Source organism: Gemmatimonadaceae bacterium, assembly GCA_030647905.1.
Lineage (GTDB): Bacteria > Gemmatimonadota > Gemmatimonadetes > Gemmatimonadales > Gemmatimonadaceae > UBA4720.
This window is the reverse complement of the sequence record JAUSJA010000034.1, coordinates 55,487-76,658: the sequence shown is the minus strand read 5'-3', so window position 1 is coordinate 76,658 and position 21,172 is coordinate 55,487. Positions and strand designations below refer to the sequence as shown.

Annotated in this window: 14 protein-coding genes; 8 read left to right on the top strand and 6 right to left on the bottom strand. The window is 62.6% G+C overall.

Annotation, left to right across the window (positions count from 1 at the left end; genetic code table 11):
* The first annotated feature begins 32 nt into the window (after positions 1-32).
* From lpdA to Q7S20_13280, 3 genes are all read left to right on the top strand, one after another.
* Positions 33-1,436 carry a dihydrolipoyl dehydrogenase gene (gene lpdA, locus Q7S20_13290; protein ID MDO8502806.1) on the top strand — a complete coding sequence of 468 codons (1,404 nt, stop codon included), beginning with the start codon at positions 33-35 and terminating at the stop codon, positions 1,434-1,436.
* A gap of 16 nt (positions 1,437-1,452) precedes the next feature.
* Positions 1,453-2,196 carry a lipoyl(octanoyl) transferase LipB gene (gene lipB, locus Q7S20_13285; GenBank protein ID MDO8502805.1) on the top strand — a complete coding sequence of 248 codons (744 nt, stop codon included), beginning with the start codon at positions 1,453-1,455 and terminating at the stop codon, positions 2,194-2,196.
* 200 nt (positions 2,197-2,396) lie between these two features.
* Positions 2,397-4,481 (top strand): ATP-dependent helicase, encoded by a 2,085-nt coding sequence (locus tag Q7S20_13280; protein ID MDO8502804.1) that lies wholly within the window; start codon positions 2,397-2,399, stop codon positions 4,479-4,481.
* Position 4,482: 1 nt separating this feature from the next.
* Here the strand turns inward: Q7S20_13280 and Q7S20_13275 are convergent, their stop codons facing one another.
* The 6 genes from Q7S20_13275 to Q7S20_13250 form a co-directional block, all read right to left on the bottom strand.
* Positions 4,483-5,631 carry an aminopeptidase gene (locus Q7S20_13275; GenBank protein MDO8502803.1) on the bottom strand — a complete coding sequence of 383 codons (1,149 nt, stop codon included), beginning with the start codon at positions 5,629-5,631 and terminating at the stop codon, positions 4,483-4,485.
* A 114-nt stretch (positions 5,632-5,745) separates the two neighbouring features.
* Entirely contained in the window at positions 5,746-6,516 is a 771-nt protein-coding gene (locus tag Q7S20_13270) for a carboxypeptidase-like regulatory domain-containing protein (GenBank protein MDO8502802.1), read from the bottom strand.
* A gap of 131 nt (positions 6,517-6,647) precedes the next feature.
* The gene (locus tag Q7S20_13265; GenBank protein ID MDO8502801.1) at positions 6,648-7,544 is read right to left on the bottom strand and encodes a DUF4397 domain-containing protein; all 897 of its coding nucleotides are present in this window, start codon (positions 7,542-7,544) and stop codon (positions 6,648-6,650) included.
* 28 nt (positions 7,545-7,572) lie between these two features.
* Entirely contained in the window at positions 7,573-7,947 is a 375-nt protein-coding gene (locus Q7S20_13260; protein ID MDO8502800.1) for a hypothetical protein, read from the bottom strand.
* Positions 7,948-8,129: 182 nt separating this feature from the next.
* Positions 8,130-9,773, bottom strand: a complete 1,644-nt coding sequence (locus Q7S20_13255; GenBank protein MDO8502799.1) for a hypothetical protein — start codon at positions 9,771-9,773, stop codon at positions 8,130-8,132.
* 61 nt (positions 9,774-9,834) lie between these two features.
* Positions 9,835-13,278 (bottom strand): SusC/RagA family TonB-linked outer membrane protein, encoded by a 3,444-nt coding sequence (locus tag Q7S20_13250; GenBank protein ID MDO8502798.1) that lies wholly within the window; start codon positions 13,276-13,278, stop codon positions 9,835-9,837.
* A gap of 515 nt (positions 13,279-13,793) precedes the next feature.
* Here Q7S20_13250 and Q7S20_13245 point away from each other — a divergent pair.
* From Q7S20_13245 to Q7S20_13225, 5 genes are read left to right on the top strand one after another with little or no spacing between them, the layout of a single operon-like run.
* Complete coding sequence (locus Q7S20_13245) at positions 13,794-14,000, top strand: hypothetical protein (protein ID MDO8502797.1); 207 nt, start codon at positions 13,794-13,796, stop codon at positions 13,998-14,000.
* 36 nt (positions 14,001-14,036) lie between these two features.
* Positions 14,037-17,513 (top strand): DNA polymerase III subunit alpha, encoded by a 3,477-nt coding sequence (gene dnaE, locus Q7S20_13240; protein MDO8502796.1) that lies wholly within the window; start codon positions 14,037-14,039, stop codon positions 17,511-17,513.
* Positions 17,514-18,485, top strand: coding sequence for an acetyl-CoA carboxylase carboxyltransferase subunit alpha (locus Q7S20_13235; GenBank protein ID MDO8502795.1), 972 nt, complete (start codon positions 17,514-17,516; stop codon positions 18,483-18,485).
* A 10-nt stretch (positions 18,486-18,495) separates the two neighbouring features.
* Positions 18,496-19,641 carry a regulatory iron-sulfur-containing complex subunit RicT gene (ricT, locus tag Q7S20_13230; GenBank protein ID MDO8502794.1) on the top strand — a complete coding sequence of 382 codons (1,146 nt, stop codon included), beginning with the start codon at positions 18,496-18,498 and terminating at the stop codon, positions 19,639-19,641.
* Complete coding sequence (locus Q7S20_13225; protein ID MDO8502793.1) at positions 19,565-21,172, top strand: class I tRNA ligase family protein; 1,608 nt, start codon at positions 19,565-19,567, stop codon at positions 21,170-21,172. Before ricT ends, Q7S20_13225 begins: the two co-directional genes overlap by 77 nt.

Sequence of the window (21,172 nt, the reverse complement as noted above, 5' to 3'; positions counted from 1 at the left end):
GGTAACGGGTAACGGGTAACGGGTAACGGAAAATGGCATCATTCGATGTGATCTTCATAGGCGGCGGACCGGCCGGATACGTCGGCGCCATCCGCTCGGCGCAGTTGGGCATGTCGGTCGCGGTGATCGAGCGCGAGGGGCTCGGTGGAACATGCGTCCTCTGGGGATGCATTCCCGCCAAGGCGTTGCTCGAATCAGCTGCGCTCGCCCAGAAGGTGAAGAAGGCAGCCGAGTTTGGCGTGAACGTCGGCGAGCCGAGCTTCGACTACGGCGTGGCGATGAAACGCTCGCGCGGAGTGAGCACTCAGAACTCGAAGGGCGTGGAGTTCCTCTTCAGGAAGCACAAGATCACGCACATCAAGGGCACGGCCAAGCTGGCTGGAAAGAACTCCGTCTCGGTGAAGCTGGCCGACGGCAAGGAAGAAAAACACGACGCGAAGAAGGGAGTGGTGATCGCCACCGGCTCGCGCGTGAAGGGACTGCCGCAGGCCGGGCTCGAGCTCAACAAGACGAACGTGCTGTCGTCGGACGAAGTGCTCGTCCTCGAGAAAGCGCCGAAGACGATGGCGATCGTCGGCGCCGGCGCGGTCGGGTGCGAATTCGCCGACGTGTTCAATGCGTTCGGAACGATGGTGACGCTGATTGATGTTGCGCCAAGCATTCTTCCGCTCGAGGACGCCGACTGCTCGGCGGAGCTGACGAAGGCGTTCAGGAAAAGGAAGATAGACGTCATTGCCGGCGCGAAGATCGGCAACGTGAAGATCGGGAAGACGTCGGTGAGCATGACCATAGACGCCGGCGGGAAGAAGCAGGACCTCGAGGTCGAGCAGGTGCTCGTCGCGACCGGCCGCGCGCCAAATGTCGAGGACATCGGGCTCAAGGAGAACGGCGTCCAGCTCACCGAGCGCGGCTTCATCCGGATCACCGAGCGGATGGAGACGAGCACGAAGGGCATCTACGCCATCGGCGACGTCGCCGGCCCGCCGATGCTGGCGCACAAGAGCTCACGCGAAGGCGTCGTTCTCGCCGAGCTGCTCGCGGGACAGACGCCGCACCTCGTGAACTACGGCAACATTCCCAACGCGACGTATTGCCATCCGGAAATTGCATCTGTTGGACTCACCGAGGCGCAGTGCAAGGAGAAGAAGCTCGACTACAAGGTCGGGAAGTTCCCTTTCTCCGCCAACGGCCGCGCGCGCACGTCGGGTGAGACCGAGGGCTTCGTGAAGATCATCCGCGACTCGAAGTACGGTGAGATCCTCGGCGCACACATCATCGGCTCGCATGCTACCGAGATCCTGCACGAGATCGTCGTCGCACGAGAGAACGAGTTCACGGTGGAGGAGATTGACCTTGCCGTACACGCCCACCCGACTCTTTCTGAAGCCATTGCCGAAGCGTGTCTCGATTCGCTCGGCAAGGTGATCCACGCCTGACGCGGTCGATGTTGTGATGGGTGAGCCCGGCGCGCGTGAGGTATGGGTCGTTCGTCTCGGGCGCATGGGCTATTCGGAGGCGTTGGATCTTCAGAGGTCCGTTGCGCGTGACAGGATCAGCGGCGCAATCCCTCAGGACGTCCTTCTGCTGGTGGAGCATCCGCCCGTAGTGACGCTCGGCAGGTCGTCGAAGCAGAAGAACATGATCTCGAGCCCTGAGTTTCTTGCGTCGAAAGGGGTCGAGCTGTTCGAGGTCGAGCGTGGCGGCGACGTGACGTTCCACGGGCCCGGTCAGCTCGTCGGCTATCCGGTCATTGACCTCAAGCGTCACCGGAAGGATCTGCACTGGTATCTGCGCTCGGTTGAAGAGGCGCTCATCAGGACTATCGGTGAATATGGGATTCCGGGAGAGCGGAGCGCGGGGTACACCGGCGTGTGGACCGGCGGCCGCAAGATCGCGTCAATCGGCGTTCACACTCGCGACTGGGTCACCTGGCATGGCTTCGCACTCAACGTCACGACGGATCTCTCGTACTTCGATCTGATCGTTCCTTGCGGAATCGTCGGAGTAGAGATGACGTCTATCGCGAAGGAGCTGGCGTTCCGGGATAAGCCGCCGCCCTGCACTGTCGATGCTGCGGGAGATATTGCCGCATCGATGCTCGGACGCGTCTTCGAGCTCGTGCCGTTGGAGGTTCCCTCTGGCGACGTGCGGGTCAGCTCAGCACGACGTCCATCCGAGCTGAGTCGACATTGGTGATCGTCGCCCGGCGGCCTTGAGTCGCAGCGCTTTATGGAGGCGTTCATCGAAGTACACGGTAGCGCGTTTGGCTGTTGGCATATTGGCAGTATGGCGCTATAGCGTTATGACGTCAAGACGGCTCGTTGTGCCGGGGAACGGGTACCGGGCAACTGCCCTCTTTCGGCCCCTTTTCGGTCACCCCGCCTATATTACGACCGATGAGTGAAGCACCGGTCCCTCGCGTCTATCCTGCACGCGAGCGCGTCGTCGCGCCTGACAATCCAAGGGATATCGCGGCCGATCTGAACCCCGAGCAGGCTGCCGCTGCCACCCACCCCGACGGCCCCCTCCTCATCATCGCCGGCGCCGGCACAGGCAAAACGAGAACGCTCGTCTATCGCGTTGCCCACCTGATCAAGCGTGGTGTCCGCCCGGACAGAATCCTTCTCCTCACTTTCACGCGCCGCGCCGCGCAGGAAATGCTCACGCGCGCCGAGCGGCTTGTCGGTGCGACGAGCAAGAAGGTGCACGGCGGGACCTTTCACGCCACCGCGCACCGCCTGCTGCGCCGCTTTGGCGCCGCGGCCGGACTCGCGAAGGACTTTACGATCATGGACCAGGGAGATTCCGCCGATCTTATGCAGCTCTCCCGGTCGCAGCTCGGCTACGCGCAGAAATCGAAGCGCTTCCCGAAAAAGGAGACGCTTCACTACGTCTACTCGCGCCACATCAACACCGGCATCTCGATCGAGGACATCGTCCGCGACGATTATCCCCAGTTCACGGATTATCTCGAGGACTTCACGAAGATCTTCGGCGACTACACCGCGCGAAAGCAGGCACGGAATCTCGTGGACTACGACGATCTCCTCCTCTTCTGGGCACTGATGCTCGAGGCGTCGCCGGAGCTGGCCACGAAAATTTCCGGGCTCTACGATCACGTACTGGTGGACGAGTATCAGGACACGAACGTACTCCAGGCCCGCATTCTCCGCGGAATGTGCCGTGCGCACAACAACATCACCGTTGTCGGCGACGACGCGCAGAGCATTTACTCGTTCCGCGGCGCCAACTTCCGCAACATCCTCGGATTTCCTCAGCAGTTCGAGGGCGCGACGGTCGTGACGCTGGAGCAGAATTACCGCTCGACGCCTCCGATCCTCGAGGTGACGAATACGTTGATCTCCCGCGCCACGGAGAGGTTCACCAAGAATCTGTGGACCGAGAGAACAGGCGGGGAGCCGCCGTGGCTCGTCGCCGCCCAGGACGAGCAGCAGCAGACACAGTTCGTGGTGGACCGCATCCTCGAGCTGCACGAGGAGGGAATTCCGCTGAGAGAGATAGCGGTGCTCTTCCGCGCCGGCTACATGTCCGCCGATCTCGAGATCGAACTGACCAATCGCAAGATCCCGTTCGAGAAGTGGGGCGGCCTCAAGTTTCTCGAAGCCGCACACGTGAAGGATGTGCTCGCTTTCCTGCGGATACTGGAAAACCCGCGCGATGAGGTGAGCTGGTACCGCATCCTGCTGCTTCTTCCGGGGATCGGCGATGCGACCGCGCGCTCGGCGATTGACACAATGGCGAGCGCGGCGTGGGAGTCGGCTGCGTTCGGGAGATACGTGCCACCGCCGAGGGCACGGGCGGCGCACTCGGCGCTGGTGGCGCTTCTGGAAGAGCTCCGCTCCGGCAAACCTGCCGATGAGGCGATCGTAGCCGCCGAGATCGCGCGGGTGCGCATGTTATACGACAACATCCTCCGCGAGCGCTACGACAAGACCGAGCCCCGCCTCTCCGACCTCGATCAGCTCCAGCAGATCGCAGCCGGCTACCCGGACCGCGCGACATTTCTTTCGGCGCTTGCCTTGGAGCCGCCTCAGGCGACGCAGGACCTGGCTGGAGCCGCTGGAAATGAAGACGACGACTGCCTCGTTCTCAGCACCGCTCACTCCGCCAAGGGGAAGGAGTGGGACGCAGTGTTCCTGATCTGGGCGGTGGATGGCTGGTTCCCTTCCGCACGCTGCCTCGGCAGCGACGAAGAGACTGATGAAGAGCGCCGCCTGATGTATGTCGCAATGACCCGCGCGAAGAACTATCTCAGTGTGACGTACCCGCTCAACGCGTATTCGACCCGGCGCGGGTCGGAGTACTCGCTCGACCAGCTGTCGAGGTTCATTGACCGGGGCGTGCGGGACAGGATGGAGCGGATTGCGCTTGGAGCTCAGGAGGTGCAGAAGCCGGCGGAAGCGCCGGCGGTGCCCATGGTGGATCTTCGTGCGCTCTTGAGAGGGCGGTTCGGAGGCTAGCTCATCGGCGCGCATCCGAGCGGTGAATAGGTTGGTGAGCCCTCTGGCCGTAGCGGAGTGACGCTTGGCCGGGCAGTCCGAGCCAGCGCCTGAGCGCGGCGTAAGGATCTTGCTTGTCCGACTTCGCCAGAGCAATGATCCGGCCGATGGTGCGTTTCAGGTTCGCGCCTTCCCGCGCGTACACCTGGTCGAACAGGTCGAGGTCCTTCGCATACACCCGTCGAGCGAGAAGGGATGCGTTGTCGAGCGGAACGCGCTGCACGTAGAAAGGACCGATGGTTCTGAGCTGAGGCCCTATCTCGCTGACGAGAGCCTGCCTCGCTCTCACGTAGACAGTGTCACGGGCGGCGATTCTCGCCTCCTTGCTCTCCGGATGGCGGGCGTAGGCCGAGTCGATGGATTTCACGAGACGCGTCCAGAAATCGCCGAGCAGCTTCTCGTCCTCCCACTCCGCATCCACGCGCGTCGCGGCCTCTGGCTGCCCCCTCGAGCGAAAGAACGCGGCCGCCCCACGTGCACCCGCGAAGCTGGCAAACGATTCGTTGAAGGCCGCCTCGCCGGGCGCGTAGAACGTGTTGTGGGTCACCTCGTGAATCACGGTGTTGACGAGGTCGAGCGTGTCTCTCGCCAATGTCGTGCTCGTCAGAGGATCGTTGAAGAACCCGAGCGTGCTGAAGGCGGCAGACGGCCTGAGCGCGACATCATAGCCATCGTCGTAGTACGATTTCGCCGCCCGCCTGGCATTGCCAAAGTCGAAGAACCCCTTGTACGGGACGCGGCCCACAATGGGAAACCACCACGTGTACAGCTCGAGCCGGTCGCGGTACGCGGCCGAGAGAACGAGCACGAGCGTGTCGCGATCCAGCTTCGAGTAGGTGGTGAAGCTCTTCCTCGTCCGGAGCCGAATGGAATCCTGTGCAAACTGCCGCGCTTCGAGGACGATCGCGAGCTTCCGGCGAACGAGGGAATCAGTCCGCCTGTCCGCCACGAGCTCGGCTATTGGCTGGCGTCGCGCGAGAATCTTCCCCTCCTCCCACGCTCCCCTGCTCAGATAGCAGGCGGTCGGAGACAGAGCGACCATCGCAATCAGACCGACAGCGAGGACGGCCCAGACTCTCCTTCGGACTTTCACGATGATGGGATTCTCCATGGCTGCGGGTACACGCCGGCCTGCGCCCGGTTCAGCATAAAACTAAAGCGCGCCCCCTGCCGAAGCAGAGGGCGCGCTCTGCGTACGCCGGCTGGCGGCGAACTGAGACGCGCTTTACCGGGGAATCATTCCCTTGGTCCAGATCACGACTGTCCCACAACCATCTTCGTGAGACATACCGAGAAATCGCGCCGGCACGCCGCGGTTCCTGGGATAAACCTCGATGGCGTACAGATCGTTCGCGGAAACAAGATCATCGGGCGAGGTGGTACGGACCCGCGAGCCGGGTTCGCCTACAAGCACCTGGTCTATGACAACTGCATACTCGCATCTGTAATTGGCTGTCACGAGGCGGCTGCGATTCCCGCGCCTGTCCACGACGAGATTCGGAATGTTTGCGAATGCGTCTGACGCGCGCACTGGCCGTATGCGCTCGAGGTATTCGGGGGTGATGAAATAACCGTTCCCGGCGGCCATTCGCTCGTAGAACCCGACGCGGCGAAGGGGCTCCCTGACGTCAGAAATCTCGACCGGTGCCAGATCGCGAACGGTCTCGCGCATCCGCACCCGCACTTCGACAGTGGCGGCCTCAGGCAGCTCGACTTCGAAGAATACCGGATCGTACCCGATCCGGCGCACCTGGAAGAGAGTCTTTCCGGTGCTGAGACCCCTCAGGCGGAATCGCCCATCTTCGTCGGCGGTCGCGCGTCTGTTGCTGTTTCCAACGGTGACGAGCGCGTACTGCACCGGGCTGTCGAGCGAGTCAACAACGATCCCGCTCAATCCGGAACTCGTGGCCTGCAGCTGCCGCGCGTCCGACTTTCCGGGGGCGCCGGCAAGAATAAAGGCCCCTAAAAAAGCGCCACGCGCGCCGGCAATGCGCACTGGGATCTCCCGGCTGGGAATGATACAATCTAGCCTGATACCACGAAGCCCGCGAGCACAAAGCCCGCGAGCACAAAAGAGAACGGCCCGCAACCAGGCGGGCCGTTCTCTTTGTCGCTACCCGCCTGGGATCAGGGACTGATACGCGTCGGCCATACATCGGGCAGCATACCGACTGCACCCGTCGTCGTGGCCGCGACGGCGCTGGTTCCACCCGTCGGCGTGGTAAGAACGTACGCCACGCGTCGCCCAAAGATCACGACCGTGATGGCGGAAGTAGCCTGCCGGGTACCCGGAACCGCATCGAGCGCCCCGGTCGTGGCCGACGCCGCTACGGCCGCAGCCCCAACTGAGGCGAGTGCATCGGCGAGCGGGGCGGTCGAGCCAGGCGCCGTCGCAGTCACCCGGTAAGTATTGGGCGCGGACGCCGCTGGGAAATTGACCCACTGTGTTACAGCTCCTGCGGCAACGTTCGCGAATGCGGCGGTACCTGTGGCCGGTCCGCCGACCGCGGTTCCAAGGTTTGTGAAGACATTCACCGTGCCAAGAGCGGGCGCGGCGTTTATCACGCGGATGGCGACCTGACCAGCCGGCACAGTCGGAACAACGTCCTCGATGAGGATTAACCGCCGTTGAGGCGACGCTCCGGCCTTGGCGAAACCGTAGTGAAGAATCGTGTACTTCTTGTTCGCCTCGAGGCTGAACGTGGCCTCATCAATCACCTGTGAGACGATTGAAACGCCATCGCCGGCCGCAGTCGTATTGGTGAAGAACGCCTTAACCTTGTGCGACCCGGCGGGAACTATCCGCCAGCGCCCGCTGTTGGCTTGGAAGGCCAGGTTGGGTTCGGAGGCATTGGACGGGTAATCGATGATCCTATAGTCCATTGGAACTGTATCGGCCACCGCGTTTACCCAGCGAATCGCGGCAGACGGCTCAGGCGCTACTTCCTTCGAAACAGGATCGGAGCTGCACGCCGCGACAGCGGAAACAGCGAGCCCCAACAAGAATGCACGGGAAAATTGCATCAAATCGCTCCTCTGTTGAAAATCTGTGTTACGACTCTGGCGGCGGCTCACCGGGCTTGTCCCTGGATGAGTCGCCGCTCGTAAGACCGAGAAAACTGAGACCGAAAATTGCAAACAGCGCCCCGGCGACGACCGCACCCACCATGATCGCCGTCCGACTTGTCGAGAAAGTGCGCTGCGACACTGACTTTACGTCTTGCGTCCGGAGGCTGACCTCCTGACCCTGCCAGTGATTCGAAAGCCCGTTCAGATAGACCACTTCTGAAACCATAAGACGAAACGCGGTATCGGACCGCTGAACTACCTTGCCTTCGATCCGCATCACTTCCGCACCCACCCGTTCGCCCAATGCCACGCGCCCGACATCCGTGATGTCCGCGGTGACCACCGTGTTCGGCCTCACATCCGATGTCGTTCTCGGAACGTAGGCGTAACAACCGGATGTCCACAGAGCCATGCTCGCTATTCCCGCCGCCGCAACCGCTCGGCAGGAGTTCACGGCCAGCGCGCGGCCCGTCGCACGCATAGCGTGACGGACCGCACCCGCGAGTGGCGACACTCGAAAACCCGCCAACTACTCCGTCCTCAGTAGCCGTAGGAACCACGAGCCGCCGAGGAAGGACCGCCAACGCCGCCGAGGTTATACAACGGAATCCCACGCACGTCGAGCTCCTGGAACGGAACCGGATACTGAAGCGGCGTGCCTTCCGGCAAATCGCCCCAGCCACGACTATCGAAGAACCACGCCCCAAAGTGAGTAAACGCGGTTTCAAGGCGCTTCTCCCACTTCATCGCCTCCATGATGTTCCCGCAGCTTGCCGCGTTGAACGCCGGGCCTTGCGGAACGCGCGGCACGCACGAACCGGCAGCGCTGATTGGTTGGGTCGCCGAGGTTATGCCCGCGAGTTGAGGCAGCTTGCCGTTGGCCACACGAGTAATGTTGATCCTGGCCATTGCGTTGGCGTAGTCACCCTTCCTGATGTAGCCCTCTGCCATGAGGAGATCCATTTCAGCGCGCGTCATCAAGGGGTACGGGCCGTTCCGGGTATTGGCCCATTCCTGGAAGCGGTAAAAATCGTACTGCGAGAGATTGAACGCCGCGCCGGCCGGATCTGTCGGCCGACGGTTACGGAAGTACAGGTTGGTGCGCGGCGGGTTGGGGAAGTTTCCATCTCCTGAGCTGACGCGCTGGTCATCCCGCGTTGCGCCCGAGGGAAGACGCTGGTCCGCCGATTTGATCAGGAACGGGTACCTGCTGTTGAGCGGAGTCGCGAGCCACCCGTCATAGCAATCACCTCCGGGTGCGCAATTGCGCGCACTGTCGGCCATGCCGAGTATCATCGGGCTCATCTGCGACCACGTGTCATAGGTGTAATGCTGAGCATCGCCGACGGTCCAGACACTGCCGGCCGCATTGGACGTGATTATTTTGAGATCGGCGACCAAAGCGGCGCCCGCATCCGCGATCACAGCATCCCAGTTGACTGCCGCAGCCTCGGCTGGAGTACGAGCCACGCCGGCACGCAGGCGAGCCCTCCAGCCACGCGCCAGCTGCTGTACCTGCACCGACGTGAGTCCGTTTCCATTCACCCACGTGTTGGGTAGCGTGAAGCCGGGGCTCTGGCCTGCGATGATGATCGCGGTATCGAGCTGGGCCAGCGCTATCGCCATCGCATCCTTGTAGGAGATCAGAGTTGGAGGCGCCCCCTTGTTCACCGGGGTGACGACCGTCAGCGAATCGTACGCCAATGCAACGTTTCCGTTGGCAGCGCCCATCACCAGCCAGGCGAATGCGCGCGCCCGCTGATCGGCGGCTGCGGAACCGATAGTGAATGCAGGCTTGTCGAGGGAGTTCAGTCCATCGGCGGCCGCCCTCGCAGCGCGCGCAGAGCTCGTGAACTGGGTCTGGTTTTCGTCCTGGTAGAGATTCCCGCGATTGTTTGCGATGGTGACCCGCGGAATCGAGCTGCGCGGTCCCATCCCCCAGTTGTTGAGGTCGGACGAGTTCTCGAACGACATCGTGAGCAGCGACGGCGTGATCGAACCGTTGAATCCGAACGCAGCCTGCTGCATCCGGCCGTAGGAGTTCCCTATCGAAGTCTCCACATCCACCGGACGGGCCAGCACCCGGCTCACGTCAGGGTTGTTGGGGTTCGTCACTACAAGATCGCTGTTGCACGCAACCAGTCCGGCAGCGATGGGAGCGATCCAAAAACTCAGCTTTCGCATTGTATTCCTCGGTAGCTGCTGCTGGCGCGGAGGCAACCCTCCGCGCCAGCAACACGACTGATTAGAAACTGGTGGACAGCGAGAATGTGAACGTCCGCGTGTTGGGGAACTGGAACGCGTCTACTGCGTTGATGAGAGCGGAACCCGAAGAGTTGGCCTGATTCCCGCCAGTACCGCTCACGGCACCGAACCCGACTTCAGGATCGAAGCCCGTGTACTTGGTCCACGTCTTGAGATTGTGCCCGACCACCGACGCGGTCCAATCGCCGTTGATGCCGGGGACGCTCCCGATATGGAAGCCAATGCTGGCCTCGCGAAGCTTCTTGTAGCTGGCATCTTCGACGAACCTGGAATTCGGGCCAAGCACGTCATAGAAACCGCCGATTCCGGCACCGTTATCCGGAAGACCGACACGGTAGTAGTAGCCGAGGGGCTTCGCGTCTTCGACGTTCTTGCCGGCCTGGTCCTGGTCGCCGGACAGGAAGTCGAGGTGCGCCCAGCCACGTCCCTGATTGTAAACACTGCGCCCGATGGCCGCGTCGATCAGGGCATACGCCGTCAGGCGCTTGAACGAGAACGTCTGCGCGATTCCGAAACGATACTTCGGCAGCGCGTTGCCGAGCGGCGAGGTGATCGCTTGGCCAGTCGAATCCCGGAGCACCATCGGCATTCCCCAGTTCACGTCAACCGATGGATTCAGCTTTCCGGTTTCGCCACCCGCCTTTGAAGTGTAGTAGCCCGATTTCTTGGATAGCGAGGACTGCCAGAGGTTCTTCGTGATACCGTCCGACGGCGAGTTTCCGGCGCCGGCGTAGACGATGTAGCCCTCCTTGTTCTTCTGGAAATCCTGGCCCGCTCCGCACGACGCCTGAAGCGCGATCGGAAGCTGGCCGCAACTGGTCATGAAGACCCGGCCATAGAACGTGCCATACTTCTCGCCTTCGCGTGCGAAAAAGAGCTTGTCCGTCCCCTGAGCGCTTGAGCCAAACGTGTACGGCGGCACGAGCAGCTTGGTGATCGTCGCCCACGACCGGTCATAGGTGCCACGGATGGAATAGTTGAGATCCTTTCCAATGAGAACCGGTATGTTTACAGACGCCTCATACGTCTGGCCGTCGAGCTGGCCAGCGTTCTGATACTGCTGTGATGCACCATTGAACGTCGCCAGCGGCACCACGAGTATCTGGTCTGTCGCCTTGGTCCTGGCCCAGGTGAACCCAAGGCCAATGCGATTGAAAATTTCCGCGTCGGCGCCAAGTTCGGTCTCCTGTACCGTCTCCGGCTTGAGATCCTTGTTACCGATCGTGGCGGCGCCACCGAGGACACCGTTCGCCAGGCTGTAGGTTTCGAACTGGGCGGCAAACACGGGACGGTTGCCCGCTGTACCGCGCGATGCGCGAAGCTTGAGCTCGTTCATCTGCGGCAGGAACCACCAGGGCTCCTGCGAAACTCTCCACGCGACCGAGCCGCGCGCCCACGTGCTCCACCTGTTCGCCGATCCGAACAGAGAGCTGCCGTCACGCCGAACGAGGCCCCCGACGACGTACCTGTCCTTCCAGTCCATGTCGAGGCCGCCGAAGTAACCGATACTCTTCACGCGCTGGGTGCCCGACGTGATGGAAACATCGGCTCCGACGTTATTCAGGTTCGGCACGCCGACGGCCGCGAGCGTCGTACCTTCGCCGCGGCGATAGTCGTACAGCTGATTCTCATAGCCGTAGCGGAAGGTCGCGCGCGTGTTGAGATCGCTCAGGAAGGTCTTCCGGAGGATGAGGTTCGATCCGGTGTTGTACTGATGCTGAGTCTCTGCCCGCTTAACTAGCGTGCCCTGGTTGAAGGAGGTCGACGGACCGGCAGTCGATCTGAAATTCTTGTCGCGGAACTGCTGGTACGCGACATCAGCCCCGTCGTAGCTGAAGTTGAAGTCCATCTCCGCCCACGTGAGCGGCCGCCACTGCGCGTTGGCGCTGCCGAGGAACCGGGAGGTGTTCGCGATGTCCCGGAAATTCTCGAGGTAGTACATCGGGTTGTAGTTCTGAGTACCGCCGCCGCCAAGATTCGGCCGGATGTAAAGACGGCCGAAATCGTCGCGCGCATCCAGATTCGCAATCGGGATCTGGCGAGTCAGCCGGAAAAAGGCTCCGCCGCCATCCTCCTGAACGAATCCGTCCTTGCGGTCTTTCGCAAAGTAGCTTGTAAGACCGAGCGTCCAGTCGCCCTTCGTGTGGTCGAGATTCAGGCGCCCGCTCTGACGCTGGAAACCGTCGAGGTACTTGATGGCCCCGCCTTCGTTATATGCGTTGGCGCTGGCATAAAAGGACGTGTTTCCGCTGCGGCCGCGCATGTCGACGTTCTGCTGCCAGAACGGCTTGGGATCGGCAAACTGCCCGATCTTGTCATAGTTGGTCCCCGGCCACCGCTCATTCTCGAAAACGTTGCGGAGGGGGTTCCCGGCCGTCGTCTTCGACAGAGTCGAACCCGGATCAACCGGGAACGAACCCACAGGCGACAGCGCGAAGACGTCGCCATAGTTGTTGATGCGGGCCACTTCAGCCTGATAGTTGATCGACCGGGCGCACGATGTGCCGGCGAATCCCGTGACGTTTATGCAGAAACGGGTTCCTGTCTCGTCCAGCCGGTACGCGTGCGACTGGGAGAGCTTGAACTTGTGCTCGATGTTGCTGGTGCCGTACTCGGTGCGAGTGCCGAAGCGAATGCCCTCGGCCATCCCCTTTCCGGATTTGGTGGTGATCGCGATCACGCCACGTGCCGCGCGCGAGCCATACAACGACGATCCGGCTGCGCCTTTCACGATTTCGATGCTCGCGATATCCTGGACGTTGATGCTGGCGAGACCGCCACCACCGGTGTTCGCCAGCTGGTCGCTGAGCACAACCCCGTCGACGATGTACAGCGGACTCGCGCCCGTCCCCGATGTCGCGATAGATGTCGGCGCGCGAAGCATCACCGAAGGAGGCGCGCCAGGGCGGCCGGAAGCCGCAACGATGTTCAAACCAGCCACCTTGCCGGAAAGCGCCGCCAGCGGGTTGGCCGACGGAACCTTCTCGAGCTCCTCCGCGTCAACGCGCGCGACCGCGAAAGGAACCTTGGTCTGCTCCGTGGCGCCGGTCACGCCCGTCACCACCACTTCCGCCAGGCGGTTCACATCACGGCGAAGCGTAAAGCTCGCAGTCTGCGAGCCGGCGGTCAGCGTGATCTGCTTTACATCCGGCGTATACCCGATCGCACGTACCCGCAGATTGACCGACTGTCCGCTGAGACGCGCCTGCGGGATGCTGATGGTATAGTTGCCGGTTTCGTTGCTACCGACCGAGATCTGCAGGTCGTTGATGTAAACATTCGCTCCCCGGATAGGATCGCCGTCCCTGGAGGTAACCCGACCCGTGATTACCGCCCCCTGCCCCTGTGCCAGCGCCGGGCTCACGCCCGCCAGCACCGCCAGAGACCAGGCGAGGAATCTTGTAGAACGGAATAGTCTCTTCATGCATACCTCAATAAAGTGATTGAGAAACCACCAATTGCACTGCCCTTTCACTGCCATTGGCTGCTGTGAGTATCCTGCGAGCAACTGTAGCTGAGCTGACATTGAAAGATCCCGTTCCCCCTTTCGCTAAGGTGAAGAATCTGCAACGCGCCGAATGCCATCGACCCGGCAAACCTTTCCAGGTGTGCCAGTGTCCAAGTGAGTGAGATTCCTGTCACGGGTAATCGGGAGCCTCGCGTATACGACGAAGATTGTGGAACTAGCCCTGCCGCATCGAAGCAAATGGGCGGTGGTGACGGTGATTCCGTGTGTTCCAACCGCCAAATATGGAACGGCCACGGTCCCACGCAAGTCTTTTTTGGGCGCCGGCCCCCAGCCGTCCCCGCCATCTCCGTCGAGCGATCGATTGCAGCCTCCCGGGCCGGACTACCATATTCAATTGATTGCATTGCCCCAGTCGCGAAACTCGAATCAGGACTCGACTTCCATCGGTCCAAACCAGCAAGGAGGCCGAAATGCGCCCGGGAATCCAGAACAGCATGAATCAGCAGGTTCTCGTCTACCTCGACGGCTTGCGTCTCGGCGGCATCGAGGCGCTGCGGACAATCATGACCTCCACCATCGTATCGATGGAATACCTGACCCCGACCCGCGCCGCGACGGTTGTCCGCGATATGAGTACAGGGCCCGCCAGCGCCGTGATCATGGTCAACACGAAATAGAAAAAGCGGCGCCGGAAAACGTGTTATTTTTCAGGGGTGTCCTTCGTACATCTCCACTGCCACTCCGAATACTCCCTCCTCGACGGCGCAAACCGGATCGATGACCTGATCGCGCGGGCGCTGGAGTTCGAGCAGCCCGCTCTCGCCATCACCGACCATGGCAACTTGCACGGCGCGTGGGAATTCCAGGAAAAGGCGCGCAAGGCCGGAATCAGGCCGATCATCGGGATGGAGGCCTACGTCGCCCCGGGCGACCGCCGCAACAAGCAGCGCGAGGGCAACCGCAAGCCGTACTACCACCTGGTTATCCTCGCCAGGAACGCCACCGGCTACCGGAACCTCGTGAAGCTCTCCTCGCTCGCTTACACGGAGGGGTTCTACTCCCGCCCGCGCGTGGACCGCGAGCTGCTCGCCCGCTACAACGAAGGATTAGTTGTCAGTTCGGCTTGCATGGCGGGAGAAGTGGCCTCCCATCTCCTCACCGACAACTGGGATGGGGCGCGCGAAGCCGCATCGTGGTACGCCAACACCTTCAAGGACTACTACCTCGAGGTGCAGGCGCACGACACGGAGAACCAGGCCGAGCTGAACCGGCGCGTATTCATGCTCGCCGCTGAGCTCGGTCTTCCAGTGGTCGCCACCAACGATGCGCATTTCCTCCGCCGTGAGGACCACGAAGCGCATGATGTCCTGCTCTGCATCGGGCTCGGAAAGGATTACGCATCCACCGACCGGATGCGGTACAACGAAGGGCTGTACTTCAAGAACGTGGACGAGATAAAGGCGGCGTTTCCCGACAGGCCGGACGTCATCGAGAACACGCTCAGGATCGGCGAGGAAGCACAGATTGAGCTGTCCAAGAAGTATCAGGTCCCCGCTTTCCCGCTCCCCGAGGGCGCGTCAAGCGAGAATGACCTGCTCGTCTCGCTGGCCGAGAAGGGCGCGCACGAGCGCTACGGCGAAGTGCTTTCCCCCGAGGTGCAGGATCGGCTGAAGTACGAGCTCGACGTCATCACCAAGACTGGTTACGCGGGCTATTTCCTCATCGTCGCCGACTTCATTCGCGCCGCACGCGAGAAGGACATCCCCGTCGGACCAGGCCGCGGATCAGCCGCCGGCTCGGTCGTCGCGTATTGTCTGCGCATCACCAACGTCTGTCCGCTCAGGTTCGATCTGCTTTTCGAACGCTTCCTGAATCCGGAGCGCGTGTCCATGCCCGACATAGACGTGGACTTCTGCTTCGAGCGGCGCGGCGAGGTGATCGAGTACGTGCGCGAGAAGTACGGCCGCGACTCGGTGGGACAGATCATCACCTTCGGAACGCTCAAGTCGCGCGCGGCGGTGAAGGACGTCGGACGCACGCTGGGATTCACCCCCGCCGAGACCGACGCGCTGGCGAAACTGATTCCGAACATGCCGAACTACTCGCTCACCGTGAAGGAGGCGATCGACAAGGTTCCGGAAGTACGCAAGCTCTATAAGGAAGAAGAGCGCTACCGCGAGCTGCTCGATTTCGCAATCGCGCTCGAAGGCCTCTCTCGGCATGCGGGCGTCCATGCGGCCGGCGTCGTCATCGCGCCGGGCCCTCTCGACGAGTACGTGCCGATCTGCACGCAGGGCTCGAAGGGAGCTGGCGCGGGAAGCGAAGACGCCATCGTCGTCACACAGTACGACATGAACGCGCTCGAGAAGGTGGGGATGCTCAAGATGGACTTCCTCGGCCTCACGACGCTCACGATCATCAAGGACGCGCTGGCGTCTATCCGTGCGCGGACCGGCAGTGCGCCCGACCTCGACTCGCTTCCGCTCGAGGACGAGGAGACATTCCGCATGCTCCGCGCGGGGAAGACCGCGGGAGTATTCCAGTTCGAGTCCAGCCTCGCCACGGACATGTTGAAGAGCATGCGCGCGGACAGATTCGACGATCTCGTCGCGTCCAACGCGTTGATGCGGCCGGGCCCGCTCGATGCGGGCATGCACAAGGTGTACATCCGGAGGAAGAGGGGCGAGGAGAAGGTCACCTTTCAGCTGCCCGAGCTGGAGGAGATCCTCAACACGACGTACGGGGTCATCACCTATCAGGAGCAGGTGATGAGGATCGCGCAGAAGCTGGCGGGCATCTCGCTCGCCGAAGCGGACGTGCTGAGAAAGGCCGTGGGAAAGAAGGATGCCGAGCTCATTCGCGCAGAGCTGGGCAAGTTCGTCGAGAAGGCCGTCGCGCGCGGCTACGCCCGGGAGATCATCAAGGACATCGCCGGGCAGATCCAGACGTTCGGCCGCTACGGCTTCAACAAGTCGCACTCGGTTGCGTACTCGATCATCTCGTTCCACACGGCCTGGCTCAAGGCGCACTATCCGGCCGACTTCATGGCGGCGCTTCTCTCGGCGATGATCGGCGACACTGACAGCGTCGTCAAGTACATCAACGAAGCGCGCGAGATCGGCATCGAGCTGCTGCCGCCGGACGTGAACGAATCGGGCTACAAATTCACCGTCATCGGCGAGAAGCGGATTCGCTTCGGCCTCGGTGGAATCCGCAATGTCGGCAGGTCAGCGATCGATTCGATGCTGTCCGCACGGGAGAAAGCGCCGTTCAAGTCCATCTTCGATCTGGCGGAGCGCGTCGATCTCCGCGTCTGTAACAAGCGGGTATTCGAGGCGCTCATCCAGTCGGGCGCACTCGACGGGCTGGGCGGGCATCGCGCGCAGTACATGACCGTGCTCGACACCGCGCTCCGCGAGGCGTCGCTGCAGCAGGAAGAGGCGGCGTCGGGACAGGTGTCCATGTTCGGCACTCCACCGGCGGGCTCATCGCGCGAGCATGTGCAGCAGACGCTCCCCAACGTCGCTCCGTGGGCGGAATCAATCCGCCTGGCGCGCGAGAAGGAGATCCTCGGCTTCTACACTTCGGGTCATCCGCTCGAGCCGTTCGCGACGGAATGCGAGCTCTTCTCGACGCACAAGGTCGCGGACATCGGAAAGTGGAGTTCCGACCCCATGGCGCTGGCGGTCGTCGTGACGGCGATCAAGCGTCAGATGAGCAAGCGCACGGGCGCGGAGTTCGCCCGGCTTACGATCGAGGATTTTTCGGGATCGACGGAAGTTCTCGTGTTCCCCGAGAAATGGTCAGCGCTCTCCGACCAGGTGAAGACCGATGTGCCGATTCTCATGCGCGGCGGCTACGCGCGGCGGGATCAGGACGCCGACAATCCTGCGTTCGTCGTGGACTCGGTGACGAAGCTGGCCGAGCTGCGCGCCAACGGCCAGGTGATGATCGCGATCGAGTTGCGCAACGATCCGTCGCGCATGCCGGAGACGATGCGCGAGCTGCGTTCCATAGTGGAAGCCTATCCCGGCACGGTTCCGCTCGAGGTGCAGTACTCGGACGGCAACGGGTTGCGGGCGACACTCCGTTCCCGCAGTTTGACACTTGCCGTCAACAACACCGCGCTCGGCGAGCTGCGATCGCTGCTCGGGAACGACTCTGTGCGCCTGCAACGCGGGAGCAGATAGGTGGCGACTTCCACCCAAACGCTGGATTTCGAGAAGCCGATCGTAGAGTTGGAGAGGCAGATCGACGAGCTGAAGCGGCTCGCCGGCGATCGCCAGATGAGCGTCGCCGACGAAATCGTTCCCCTCGAGCGCAAGCTGGCCGAGCTGCGCGAGCAGATCTACCGCAGTCTCACGCCGTGGCAGCGCGTGCAGGTCGCGCGCAATTCGAGACGACCCTTCACGTCGGAGCTGATCGAGCTCGCATTCACCGATTTCATCGAGCTTCACGGAGACCGCGCGTTCCGCGACGACCCGGCGATCGTCGGCGGATGGGCGCGCCTCGACGGCGAGACGGTGATGGTGATGGGACAGCAGCGCGGCCGCGACACCAAGGAGCTGCTCAAGCGCAACTTCGGCATGCCGCACCCCGAAGGGTACCGCAAGGCGCTGCGCCTCATGAAGCTCGCCGAGAAGTTCCACGTGCCGGTGATAACGTTCATTGACACGATGGGAGCGTGGGCAGGGATCGGCGCCGAGGAGCGGGGGCAGTCGGAGGCCATCGCGCGTAATCTGTTCGAGATGAGCCAGCTCAAGGTGCCGATCATCGCGACGGTGATCGGCGAGGGCGGATCCGGCGGAGCGCTCGCGCTCGGAGTCGCCGACCGCGTGCTGATGCTCGAGAACGCGGTGTACTCGGTGATCAGCGTCGAGGGTTGCGCGACGATTCTCTGGAAGGACGGCAAGAGCCCCGAGATGCGCGAGAAGGCGGCGACCGCGCTCCGCATCACCGCTCCCGACCTGTTCGAGCTTCGCGTGATCGACGAGATAATCCCCGAGCCGCCGGGCGGCGCACACACGGACCACGCGGCGACGGCGAAAGTATTACAGGAGACCCTCAACCGGCATCTCGAGGAGCTGCGGAAGTTCCGCCCCGAGAAGCTGGTGCGGCGACGGAGGCAGAGATTCCTGCGGCTTGGCCAGTGGACCGAGTGAAAAACTGATCTTGGCTCATCTCGTAGAAGTCGCCTTCAGGGGAAACCGCAAGGAATTCTTCCTCTGGGACTATCCCGATCCTCCAGCGCTGAAATCAGCGATCATCGTGGATGCCGACCGCGGTGAGGATCTGGGCTACGTGCACTCGCTTGGCGAGCTGGCGCAGATCAGGAGCGGCGGATGCGCGCACGGTTGCGGCACGTCGGCGCCGACGCGCAAGGCGCTGCGCATGGCGACAGCGCGCGACAGGGCCGCGGCGGAGGATCTGCGCAAGCTGAACGGGGAGGCCCGGCTCAAGGCCATGGAGCGCGTTCGCGCCAACGGCCTGGTGATGAAGCTCTCCGACGCCGAGTGGCAGTGGGACCGCAAGAAGCTGACGTTCTACTTCACCGCCGAAAAGCGCGTGGACTTCCGGAACCTCGTGCGCGATCTGGCGGCGCTCTTCCGCGCGCGCATCGAACTCAAGCAGATCGGCGTTCGCGACGAGGCGAAGCGTCTCGACGGAATCGGCCGCTGCGGGCGGCAGTACTGCTCCGCATCGTGGCTTCCCGAGCTGAGACCGGTGAATCTGGGCGTCGCGAAAGACCAGCGGCTGTCGCTCAATCCGGCGCAGATCTCGGGTGCGTGCGGGCGCCTCATGTGCTGCCTGCGCTACGAGCACGAGTTCTATGTGCAGAGCAGAAAGCGGTTCCCCAAGGAAGGCAGGATCGTCACGACGTCGCGCGGTGAGGAGAAAGTTCTCGCCATAGACATCTTTCGCGAACAGCTGACGCTTCGCTCCGCTGAGGGAGAGACACGTGTCGTCGCGCTCGCCGATTTCAACCGCGAGATCGGCGGTGTGGCGGGCACGGCCGGCGAGCCGGAGACGGCGGTGTCCGACTCGCTGACGCAGGAAGAGGAGCAGACCGAGAACGGCTTCGACATCTCACCCGAGCTGATGTACACATCCGAGCACGAAGTGGCCACGGTGCGCGAGCTCATCGTTCTCGAATTGACGGATTCCGCAGAGTCAGGCGACGCGGTACCTCCGACAGGCATGGAGGAAGACGCGAACGCCGCGACGCGTGCCGGTGACCGGGATGATTCTGGTGCCAGGCGGCGGCGCGGGCGCAGGGGAGGTCGAAGAGGGAGAGGCGGCGAGCAGGGAGAACACTGAGATGGCGCGCTTCTACCTCACGACCGCCATTGATTACGCCAACGGCGACCCCCACCTCGGCCACGCGTTCGAGAAGATCGGCGCCGACGTCATCGCGCGCTATCGCCGCCTGCGCGGCGACGATGTTCACTTCCTGCTCGGGATGGACGAGCACGGCCAGAAGGTCCTGTCCGAGGCGATCGAGCGCGGAGTGACGCCGCAGGCGCTGGTGGACGAGATCGCCGGGCGCTTCCAGGGCATGTGGCGGCGGCTGTCTATCTCGAACGACCAGTTCATACGCACCACCGACGAGAGCCATCGCGCCGGAGTGCGCGCGCTGATCGAGCGCATCTTCGAGAAGTCGCCCGGCGACTTCTACGAGAAGGCATACGAGGGCTGGTACTGCGTGGGGTGCGAGTCGTTCAAACAGGACAACGAGATCATCCAGGGCAAGTGCGTTCTCCACCCGACGAGGACGCTGCAATGGGTCGCGGAGAAGAACTGGTTTTTTCGGCTCTCCGCGTATGCGGAGCGCCTGCGCGAGCTGATCGGCACGACGGGTTTTCTCGGACCGAAGAGCCGGCGCAACGAGATGCTGGCGCTGCTCGACCAGGGACTCGAGGACATTTCTGCGAGCCGATCGCGCTTCTCGTGGGGAGTTCCCTTCCCGCGCCCGTCGAGCGACGGCGAGATCCAGACGACGTATGTCTGGTTCGATGCTCTGCCCAACTACCTCACCGCGACAGGCTATCCCGACGAACGATTTACCGAGCGGTGGCCGGCAGACCTGCACGTCATCGGCAAGGACATCACGAGATTCCACAGCATCATATGGCCCGCGATGCTGATGGCCGCCGGGCTCGAGCTGCCGCGAAAGGTCTGGGCGCACGGATTCGTGCTGCTTGCCGGCGACCGGTTCAGCAAGTCCGCAGGCGTGAAGTTGAACATGGACGAGGCGATCGACCGCTTCGGCCCGGACGCGTTCAGGTATTTCCTGCTGCGCGAAGTTCCGTTCGATGCGGACGGAAATTTTTCGTGGGAGCGATTCGAGGAGCGGTACAACGCGGACCTGGCGAACGCGTTCGGGAACCTCGCGAGCCGCACTCTTTCCATGATAAACAGGTATCGCGGCGGCGTGATTCCATCAGGAAATGACCCGGCGACCGATCAGGCCGACGAGGCGGATCTCGCGGCATATCACGCCAGCATGACCGGCGACAACGGATATCTGCTGCACGAAGCGCTGAAAGCGTTGTGGAGGACCATCGCGCGGGCCAACGAATTCGTCGATCGCCAGGCGCCCTGGAAGCTCGCGGCGGATGAATCCCGGTCGGCGGAGCTCGACCGGACGCTCGGCTCTCTCGCGAGGCAGCTCCTCAGGCAATGCTTCCATGCCGCGCCGTTCATGCCCGCGAAAGCGGAGGAGCTGTGGGGACGGTTGGGTGCGCCGGGAAGTGTGCACGATCATCGCTTCGATTCGCTCGCAACCATGGACCCAACTGGATGGCAGGTCACGAAGGGCGCCCCGATGTTCCCCAAGGAGCAGAAATAG

What these genes read in the sequence shown, in the direction of transcription:
- Q7S20_13280 (MDO8502804.1), top strand. Translation starts at nt 2,397, where the DNA reads ATGAGTGAAGCACCGGTCCCTCGCGTCTATCCTGCACGCGAGCGCGTC.
- Q7S20_13225 (MDO8502793.1), top strand. Translation starts at nt 19,565, where the DNA reads ATGATTCTGGTGCCAGGCGGCGGCGCGGGCGCAGGGGAGGTCGAAGAG.
- Q7S20_13265 (MDO8502801.1), bottom strand. Translation starts at nt 7,544, where the DNA reads ATGCAATTTTCCCGTGCATTCTTGTTGGGGCTCGCTGTTTCCGCTGTC.
- lpdA (MDO8502806.1), top strand. Translation starts at nt 33, where the DNA reads ATGGCATCATTCGATGTGATCTTCATAGGCGGCGGACCGGCCGGATAC.
- lipB (MDO8502805.1), top strand. Translation starts at nt 1,453, where the DNA reads ATGGGTGAGCCCGGCGCGCGTGAGGTATGGGTCGTTCGTCTCGGGCGC.
- Q7S20_13255 (MDO8502799.1), bottom strand. Translation starts at nt 9,773, where the DNA reads ATGCGAAAGCTGAGTTTTTGGATCGCTCCCATCGCTGCCGGACTGGTT.
- Q7S20_13275 (MDO8502803.1), bottom strand. Translation starts at nt 5,631, where the DNA reads ATGGAGAATCCCATCATCGTGAAAGTCCGAAGGAGAGTCTGGGCCGTC.
- Q7S20_13250 (MDO8502798.1), bottom strand. Translation starts at nt 13,278, where the DNA reads ATGAAGAGACTATTCCGTTCTACAAGATTCCTCGCCTGGTCTCTGGCG.
- Q7S20_13245 (MDO8502797.1), top strand. Translation starts at nt 13,794, where the DNA reads ATGCGCCCGGGAATCCAGAACAGCATGAATCAGCAGGTTCTCGTCTAC.